Annotated in this window: 7 protein-coding genes and 1 pseudogene; 4 read left to right on the top strand and 4 right to left on the bottom strand. The window is 70.8% G+C overall.

The annotated features are described in order from the left end of the window. The 4 genes from QOL99_RS12225 to QOL99_RS12210 form a co-directional block, all read left to right on the top strand. Positions 1-410, top strand: a 410-nt coding sequence (locus QOL99_RS12225) for a hypothetical protein (RefSeq protein ID WP_285524181.1), incomplete at its 5' end; no start/stop codon positions are given. 56 nt (positions 411-466) lie between these two features. Next, entirely contained in the window at positions 467-1,159 is a 693-nt protein-coding gene (locus tag QOL99_RS12220) for a hypothetical protein (protein WP_285524180.1), read from the top strand. A gap of 72 nt (positions 1,160-1,231) precedes the next feature. Next, on the top strand, positions 1,232-2,038 hold the full coding sequence (locus QOL99_RS12215) for a type III pantothenate kinase (RefSeq protein ID WP_285524179.1): 807 nt from the start codon (positions 1,232-1,234) through the stop codon (positions 2,036-2,038). Positions 2,039-2,090: 52 nt separating this feature from the next. After that, a complete protein-coding gene (locus QOL99_RS12210) occupies positions 2,091-3,338 on the top strand; it encodes an acetyl-CoA hydrolase/transferase family protein (protein ID WP_285524178.1) in 1,248 nt (415 codons plus the stop codon). Between the two features lie 111 nt (positions 3,339-3,449). Here QOL99_RS12210 and QOL99_RS12205 read toward each other — a convergent pair whose 3' ends face one another. From QOL99_RS12205 to QOL99_RS12190, 4 genes and pseudogenes are all read right to left on the bottom strand, one after another. Further along, positions 3,450-4,451: an inorganic phosphate transporter gene (locus QOL99_RS12205; protein ID WP_285524177.1), complete on the bottom strand. Its 1,002-nt coding sequence runs from the start codon at positions 4,449-4,451 to the stop codon at positions 3,450-3,452. A gap of 21 nt (positions 4,452-4,472) precedes the next feature. Further along, a complete protein-coding gene (locus QOL99_RS12200; RefSeq protein WP_285524176.1) occupies positions 4,473-5,111 on the bottom strand; it encodes a DUF47 domain-containing protein in 639 nt (212 codons plus the stop codon). 117 nt (positions 5,112-5,228) lie between these two features. Continuing rightward, positions 5,229-6,107 (bottom strand): carboxypeptidase regulatory-like domain-containing protein, encoded by an 879-nt coding sequence (locus tag QOL99_RS12195; protein WP_285524175.1) that lies wholly within the window; start codon positions 6,105-6,107, stop codon positions 5,229-5,231. Further along, positions 6,092-8,281 (bottom strand): annotated as a pseudogene (locus QOL99_RS12190) (alpha-amylase family glycosyl hydrolase). The gene QOL99_RS12195 and the pseudogene QOL99_RS12190 overlap by 16 nt, the downstream one beginning before the upstream one ends. Positions 8,282-8,533 lie beyond the last annotated feature (252 nt).

The following is an 8,533-nucleotide window of genomic DNA, read 5'->3' as shown; positions in this document are numbered from 1 at the left end:
GCGGCGAGATCGCCCGCGCGGGTGGGGGCGGCGGCGCGGCAGCAGGCACCGAGACGCGGCCCCTGACCTGCACGGTCGTCGTGGACGTGCGTGGGCTGGGCCGCTTCGACCGCGACATGACCAGTCACGTGTACGACGCGGCGGGCACCCAGCTCTGGCCCGACGCGGCCCTGGTGCGCGGTGTGTCCTCCCAGCTTGTCAACGAGGGCAACCTTCACACCTACGCGACCTCGGAAGGGCAGCTCGGGGCCTTCCAGAACATCACCCGCGTGGGGGCCACGCGCGTGCAGGCTCCCCGCATCGCCCCCAACTCCCCCGTGCGGACCGACGTGGTCCTGAGCGCCGCTGCCGCTGCGGAGTTCCGCAAGGCGGGCGCGGCCTGCCGGGTCGTCTATCTCAAGGACGCCTGATCCCCGGACCGCTCCAGGTCAGCCTCCCGTCATCCCACTTTGTTATGAGGTTCATCATGCGTAAAACTGCCCTGCTTTCCCTCGCTGTTCTGCTCTCCGCCCCCGCCCTCGCCTGGGTGCCCAGGCTGGAGGAAACGACCGCCAGGAACGTCATCGACGGCGCGTATGGCCGCCGCGACGCGGTGCCCACCTACCAGACGATCGACCTGAACGTCAAAGACGGCCAGTTCGTCTCGGGTGCCGGGGCGGCGAAGGCTTTTGACGGCGGCGACCGGTGCGTGGCCGACTGGCTCGCCGCGCCGACCGATTTCAAGGCCGGGAGCCGTCCGCTGGCCGTGACCGCGAGTGGGCAGGCCGACCAGCTGTACTTCCAGGCAGTGGAGGCCCGCGACAGCTTCAAGAATCTGGGCACCGCCGACGCGCTGGGCGCCGAGCTGGCCGGGAAGCGTCTGGGAGACGGCCTCCTGCGGGTGGACGTTCAGGTGCGCGGCCTTCCCACCGAAAAGGCGCGGGACGCCTACCTCGTGCGGATGCGGGGCGCGGACGGCAAGTTGCTCGCGCCCACCCGCCGTTCCTTCGTGAGCGACTGGAAGCAGGACGCGGGCACCTGGGCAGGCACGCTCGTTTACTACTTCGAGCCGCTGAAGGCCGGGCTGGGCGCCAGCGACAAGGCCGAACTGCTGATCCGCACCGAGGCGGACACCAACTGCGCCTACAGCGTGACGCTGGACCTGGGCAGCTTCCAGTAAATCCGGCACGGGGGGGCAGCGGGCCAGCCTCGGCCCCTGCCCCCCTCCTTTGGCCTCTGCCACAATGCCCCCGTGCCTGCCTCCCCCTCCCTCTCCTCCTTTCCGCTGCTCGCCGTGGACATCGGCAACACCAGCACGGTGCTGGGCCTCGCGGCCGCTGACCTCACCCTGACCCACACCTGGCGGGTGCGCACCAACCGGGATCACCTGCCCGACGACCTCGCGCTGCAACTTCAGGGCCTGTTCGCGCTGGCAGGAGCCGCTCCGCCCCGCGCCGCCGTCCTGAGCAGCGTGGCACCGCCGCTGGGCCAGAACTACGCGCTGGCGCTGCGCCGTCATTTCCGGGTCGAGGTGCTGGAGGTCAGCGCCGAGGCTCTGCCCGACGTGACCGTCGAACTCGACCAGCCCGGCGCGGTGGGGGCCGACCGTCTCGCCAACCTGTTCGGGGCCGAGCGGTATCTGGGCGGGCATGAGTACGCGGTCGTCGTGGACTTCGGCACGTCCACCAACTTCGACGTGATCGGGCGCGGGCGCCGCTTTCTGGGGGGCGTGCTGGCGACGGGCGCGCAGCTCAGCGCCGACGCCCTCTTCTCGCGGGCGGCCAAGCTGCCGCGCATCACGCTGGAAGCCCCGCGCACCGCCATCGGCAAGAACACCACCCACGCCCTGCAATCCGGGCTGGTGTTCGGCTATGCCGAGATGGTCGACGGTCTGCTGCGCCGCATCCGCGCCGAGCTGCCGGGTCCGGCCGTCGCCGTCGCCACCGGGGGCTTCTCGCGCACGGTGGAGGGCCTGTGCTGCGAGATCGACCACTACGACGAGACGCTGACCCTGCGCGGGTTGCTGGAGCTGTGGGCCAGCCGTCCGGGCCGGACATGACCTCCTGGCAAATGCCCCGGCGCATTCGCCCCACCCGTCGCAGAATGTAGTCATGAACACCAAGACGGCGGCCCAGCTCCAGGCCCTGCTGGAGGAACGGCGGCTCCCGCCCGGCGCCCGCGTGGTCATGAGCGGCAACCACGCGGTGCCGTGGCGGCTGCTCGAACTCGTGGACGCCACGTTGCCCGGCTACCGCCTGAACGCCCTGAACGCCCCGCGTGGCCTGCCGCGCCGCGACGGGGTGAGCTACGAGACCTCCTTCGTGGGGCCGGGGATGCGCGGCAGCGCCCGCCTGAGCTATGTCCCCGCGCGGCTCTCGCAGGTGCCGCTGCTGTTCGCCACGACCCGCCCGCCCGACGTGCTGCTGCTGCACGTCTCCGCGCCGCGCGGCGGCCGGGTGTCGCTGGGCACCGAGGTCAACATCCTGCCCGCCGCGATCGAGGCCTGCCGGGCACGCGGGGGCCTGATCCTGGGGCAGCTCAACCCCCGGATGCCCTACACCTTCGGAGACGGGGAGTACGACGTGGGCCTCTTCGACGGCCTGCTGGAGACCGACGAGCCGCTGGCCTCGCCCCCCCCGCGCGGCGAACAGGCGGCGGGGACGGCCGAGTCGGCGGCGCTGATCGGGGACCGGGTGGCCGCCCGCGTGCCCGACGGCGCGACCCTGCAACTCGGCATCGGGGAGGTGCCCGACGCGACCCTGCCCGGCCTGAGCCGCCGCCACCGACTGGGCGTCTGGTCGGAGATGTTCAGCGACGGCATCCTCAGTCTCGACGCGGCAGGAGCGCTGGATCCCGACCGACCGGTGGTGGCGTCCTTCGCCTTCGGCTCGCCGGAGTTGTACCGCTGGCTGGACGGCAATGAGCGGGTCATCATGCGCCGCACCGAAGTGACCAACGACCCCGCCCAGATCGCGCAGCAGCCCGCCATGACGAGCGTGAACACGGCCCTGCAGATCGACCTGTTCGGGCAGGCCAACGCCAGCCGCATCGGCGCCCGCATCCACTCGGGCTTCGGGGGGCAGACCGACTTTATCGTGGGGGCACTCCACTCGCCCGGCGGACAGGCCCTCATGGCGCTGCGCTCCTGGCACCCCCGGGCGCAGGTGTCCACCATCGTGCCGCTGCTGCAGGAGCCCACGACCTCCTTTCAGCCCACCGCCGTGGTCACCGAGCAGGGCGTCGCGGAGATTCTCGGCCACGACGAGAAGGCGCAGGCCGCGGCCCTGATCGAGCAGGCCGCCCACCCCCACGCCCGCGCCTACCTGTGGGAGGAGGCCCGGCGGCTGGGACTGACGTAGGACCTGTGGCGGGTGGCCCGGAGCTTGTAGAGAAAGGAAAAAGAGGAAGGTGGGAGGCGTTCCGGGACGCTTCCCACCTTCCTCGACAGGCCACACGCCACGGTCTACAGGCTAAATCCCCAGCGTCAGCAGCATCAGCTTGTGAATGCCCCAGCCCAGCGCGATGCACACCGGGATGGTGAAGACCCAGGCCTGCATGATGCGCCCGGCGACCTGCCACTTGACCTTGCGGAAGCCCTTGGTGGTGCCCACGCCCATGATCGAGGAGGAGATGGTGTGGGTGGTGCTCACCGGGATGCCGAGCTGCGTGGCCCCCACGATGATGGCGGCGGCGCTGGCCTCGGCGACGAAGCCGTCGACCGGCTTGAGGTCCACGACCTTGAAGCCCATCGTCTTGATGATGCGCCAGCCGCCCAGCGCGGTGCCCAGGCCCATCGCCAGCGCCGCCGAGAGGATGATCCACAGCGGCACCTCGCCGACCTGGGTGCCCAGGTAGGCGCTCAGGGCGAAGGTCATGATGCCCATCGCCTTTTGCGCGTCGTTGCTGCCGTGCGAGAAGGCCATGAACGCCGCCGAGCCGATCTGCAGCCAGCGGAAGGTGCGCGTGACGGTGCGCGGGCGCATCCAGCGCAGCACCAGCCACGAGAGCAGCGCCATCAGCAGGATCGGCACGATAAAGCCCAGGAGCGGGCTGCTCACCAGTCCCGTCAGGGTCTTGCGGACCCCGGCAGGCACGATGATCCCCCAGCCGCCCGCCGCGACGCCCGCGCCCACCAGCGAGAAGATCAGGGCGTGGCTGGAGGAGCTGGGCAGGCCCTTCCACCAGGTGAAGAGGTTCCAGATGATCGCGCTCAGCAGCGCCGCGCCCGTCAGGCCCAGCGTGGCGAATTCCTGCGGCACGATGTCGGTGGCGATCGTCTTGGCGACCGCCGTACCCGCGAGCGCCCCGACCACGTTCAGGACGGCGGCCATGGCGATGGCCTGCGCGGGCGTGAGCACCTTGGTGGCGACCGAGGTGGCGATGGCGTTGGCGGTGTCGTGAAAGCCGTTGATAAAGTCAAAGGCCAGCGCCAGCGCGATGATGATGACAAATCCGATCAGGGCCGCTTCCATGTCTGTCGCGTGTCCCCCGGCTCAGGCGTTCTTGAGCAGAATGCTCTCGACGGTCTTGGCGACCCGCTGGGCCTGGTCGGACGCTTCCTCGATCAGGTCCACGATCTCGCCGCCGCGCATCGCCCGGATCATGCCCGGGACGTCGTGGACACCCAGGTACAGTTCGCGCTGCACGTTGTCGCTGATGGTGTCGCCCTCGTCTTCCAGCGTGCGGATCTGCTCGGCCAGCGCCGCGAGTTCGCGCACGCGGTCCTTGGTCTCGATCAGCGGCATTCCCTGGGCCAGCAGCGCACACTGCTGCTCGACCACCCGCGCGAGGTGGGCCATCTCGGGCAGCGGCTTTTCCACCCCGTAGAGGCTGAGCTTGCGGGCGGCGTCCTCCATGTGGTCGACCAGGTCGTCGAGTTCATGGTTCAGCGAGATGATGTCCTCGCGGTCGAAGGGCACGATAAAGGACTCGGCCAGCATGTTGGTGACCTCGCGGCTGATGCGGTCGCCCTCGTGTTCGAGGCCGCGGATCCGGTTCACCTTGGCCTCGACGTCGGTGTAGTTCTCGAGCAGTTCCACCAGTGCCTGCGCCGTCACGTGGGCGTTGCGGGCGGCCTCGGCGAACTTGGCGCTGAACTGCGGGTTTTTGGGCATGAATTTAGACAGGACCATGACAATCGCCTCCGATTCTCCGGCCCTGTGTCAGCCCCGTGTCAGGCGGGGGCAGGCAGGGCCAGCGAAAAGGGGAGCCTGACGGTGAGGCTCCCCCGGTGAACCGAGTCTAAACCCTCAGCGGACGGTGACGGGGGCCGTGAAGGTCGCCCGGCGCTGCTCGGCGTCGCTGCCGATGGTGTTCGCGCCGGGGGGCGTGCTGCCCGCGTCGGGGATGATGTCGCCCGCGCCGTAGCCGGGGCCGCCGAAGATGCCGCCCACCACGTTCACGCCCGCCGCCGGGGGACCGCTCAGGCCCAGGCTGCTCCAGGGAATCGCCAGCTCGACGGTCTGGGCGGGCAGGCTGCCCGAGGTCCCGACCGTGTACCCGCTCGCCGCGACCTCTGGCGTCGCCGTGTCGCTCTCCACGCGCCGGACCTCGGCCGCCTCGTCGCCGTAGCGGGCGATAAAGGCGTCCACGCCGCCCATGCCGCCCCCGAAGGTCGCCGCCTGCCGCCACGCCTCGAAGCGGTCGGCCTGCGCCGCACCGCCCTGCTGGTAGTCGAGATAGAGAATCGCGCTGTTGCCCGACACCCGATAGGTGTACGCGAGGTAGAGATACTGCGCGTCACTGTCGGCCCGCAGGCTCAGCCAGTTGTTGTCGGCCCCGAAGACGACGCCCTCGCCGGGGCTCTGCACGCTCACCTTGGGCGCCGCCCAGTCGCTCAGATCGCCGTCGATGCGGTACTTGCCGACCTGTGGCCCCGGCGCTCCGGCGGGCGCCAGTGCGAAGTCCACGCCCGTGGCGGGGGCGGTGGCCTGCCGGGTCGCCTCCGCGAGGCCCTCGGCGGTGGCCTTCAGGGTCTGCTCTCCCGCCGGGACGAGGAGGGTGTAGGAGCCGTCGGGGAAGGTCAGGGCGTAATTCACCTTCGGGTCGGCGGAGGTGGCTTCCACCAGCGCCCCCTCCAGCCCCTGCCCCCCACCCGTCACGCGGCCCTCGATCACGGCGCCGGGCACGGGCCGGGAGATGAAGTCGTAGGTGCCGCTGTAGCTGTTCCCCGCCGTGCCCNCCCCCCACCCGTCACGCGGCCCTCGATCACGGCGCCGGGCACGGGCCGGGAGATGAAGTCGTAGGTGCCGCTGTAGCTGTTCCCCGCCGTGCCCACCACGTAGGAGCGGTCGGGCTGGTCGGGTCCCTCGTAGCCGCTGTTCCTCGCGCCGGGGTGGTCACTCCCGAACTTGAACTTGATCTCGCGGAAGAGGGGCAGCTCGATGTCGGTCTTCCAGATGCCCCGCCCGGTCTGGGTCATGGGGTACTCGACCTGCTGCCCGGTGTCGAAGCGCCGCAGCTCGATGGGACCGTTGCCCTGGCTGCGGGCGTCCACCGTGAAGGTGACCTGGACGGTGTTGTTCGCGCTGGGGGTGGCGGCCACCGTCACGCCCCGGCTCTCGGCTCCGGCGGCGTCCACCGTGACCACCCGGAAGGTCGTCTGCTGGTCGTTGGCGAGCCCGCGCACCAGGTAGGTCGTCTGCTCGCGCCCCAGCGGGGCGAAGTTCAGCAGCCGCTCGGCGCCGCTGCCGGTGCGGGCATAGACCCGGTACCCCGTGACGGCGGGGTCGGTGGGGGCCGTCCAGCGCAGTTCGGCGGCGCCGTCCCCGGCCCGCGCGGTCACGCCGCTCACCTCAGGGAGCCGGGCATTGACGGTGCCCGCACTGCCCGCCGTGCCCGCCACCGCCAGCGCCGCGCGGGCGGGCACGGTGCCCACCAGCCGCCCGCCCTCGACCCGCAGGTCGGAGGTGCGCCCGGTGATCTCCGTCAGTGCCCCCGCCCCGAAGGTGCCCAGCAGGGGAATGCCGCCGCCCGGCAACGTGGCGAGGTCGAGGGGCGTGTCTCCGTTGTTCAGCACCACCACGACGGGCCGCTCGCCGCCCAGCACCCGGCGGTAGGCGAGCACGGGGGCACCCCCATTGGGACGCCACAGCTCCTGCTGGGCGCCGCGCGTGAGGGCCGGGTACTTCTGCCGGGCGGCGGCCAGGGCGCCCAGGCGCTCGTCGAGCGTGCTTCCCGCCAGGGCCGCGAAGTTCATGTCCTCGCGGTTGCTCTGGCCCGCCGGGTGGTCGTAGGGGTCGCCTAGACCGGCTTGCGCGATCTCGGTGCCCTGGTAGACGCTGGGCGTGCCGCGCGAGGTGTAGATCAGGCTCAGGGCGAGGTCGAGGCGCTCGGCGGCCTGCGCGGCACTGCCGCCCTTGGCCTGCACCTCGCTCACGAAGCGCCGCACGTCGTGATTGTCCACGAAGGTGGTCAGCCGGGTGGGGTCGCGGTAGGCGCCGTCCTGCGCGAACACGTCGGCCACCCGCCCCAGGTCCCCGTTCGGGGTCGAGAGCTGGTCCTTGATGGCGAAATACAGCGGAAAGTCGAACACGCTGGGCGCCCCGAGGTCGTTCATGAAGTGCGCCAGCCGCGCCGGACTGGGGTCGAAAATCTCGCCCACCGACCACAGCTTGCGGGGGTCGCCTGCGCCACCCGCCGCGAAAAACTGCCGTCAGTACGCGTCGGGGACGTGCTTCATGGTGTCGATCCGCAGGCCGTCGATGCCCGTCTCGCGCTGCCAGTAGCTCACGAAGTCGTTGAGGTAACGGGTGACCTCGGGGACCTCCTGCCGGAAGTCGGGCAGCCCGGCGAGGCACGTCGTCACGTCGTCCTCGCCGCACTCCTCGCCCGTTCGGAACCAGTCGGGTTTCTCGGTGACCAGCTTCGCCCCGTAGCCCGCGTGGTTCACGACCACGTCCTGCAGGATCTTGAGGTCGTTGCGGTGGGCGGTGCGGATCAGGTCCTTGTACTCGTCCAGGGCCCCGAAGTGCGGATCGACCTTGAAGAAGTCCTCGGCCCAGTAGCCGTGGTAGCCCGCGAAGGGGCGGCCCTGGTGCGGTCCCGACCCCGCCTCGATGGCGGGCACCTGCACGACGACCGGGCTGATCCAGATCGCCGTGAAGCCCATCCGCTTGAAGTACCCTTCCTCGATCTTCGCCTTCAGGCCCGCGAAATCGCCGCCGTGCCACGCGAGCGGATTGGTCCGGTCGGCGCGGTCCCCGGCATTCCGGTTCGCGCCGTTGTCGTTGGCCGGGTTGCCGTTCTGGAAGCGGTCGGTCAGCGCGAAATAGATCGCGTCGTCACGCCAGTCGGTGTCCATGCCACGGGAGGGGTTCGGGGTGTTCAGGGTGCCGCAGGCCGCGAGGGTCAGGGTGAGGGCCGCCAGAGCGCCCACACGCCCCATCTGCTGGAAGCGTTTCATGATGCCCGCATTGGACGCTGGAAGCCGGGGCCGTGTCAATGCACAGCGGGGGTCAGCCGTCAGCCCGGCGCCACCTCGACCCGGTGGCCGCCGCCCGCCTGCGCCTCCCGCAAGGCCGCCTCGGCCCGCGCCAGCGCTTCCGCCCCGGCG

The sequence above is a fragment of the Deinococcus rhizophilus genome, assembly GCF_030271215.1.
Taxonomy (GTDB): domain Bacteria; phylum Deinococcota; class Deinococci; order Deinococcales; family Deinococcaceae; genus Deinococcus; species Deinococcus rhizophilus.
Note: the sequence above shows the minus strand (reverse complement) of the source record. Positions and strands in the feature narration are given on the sequence as shown.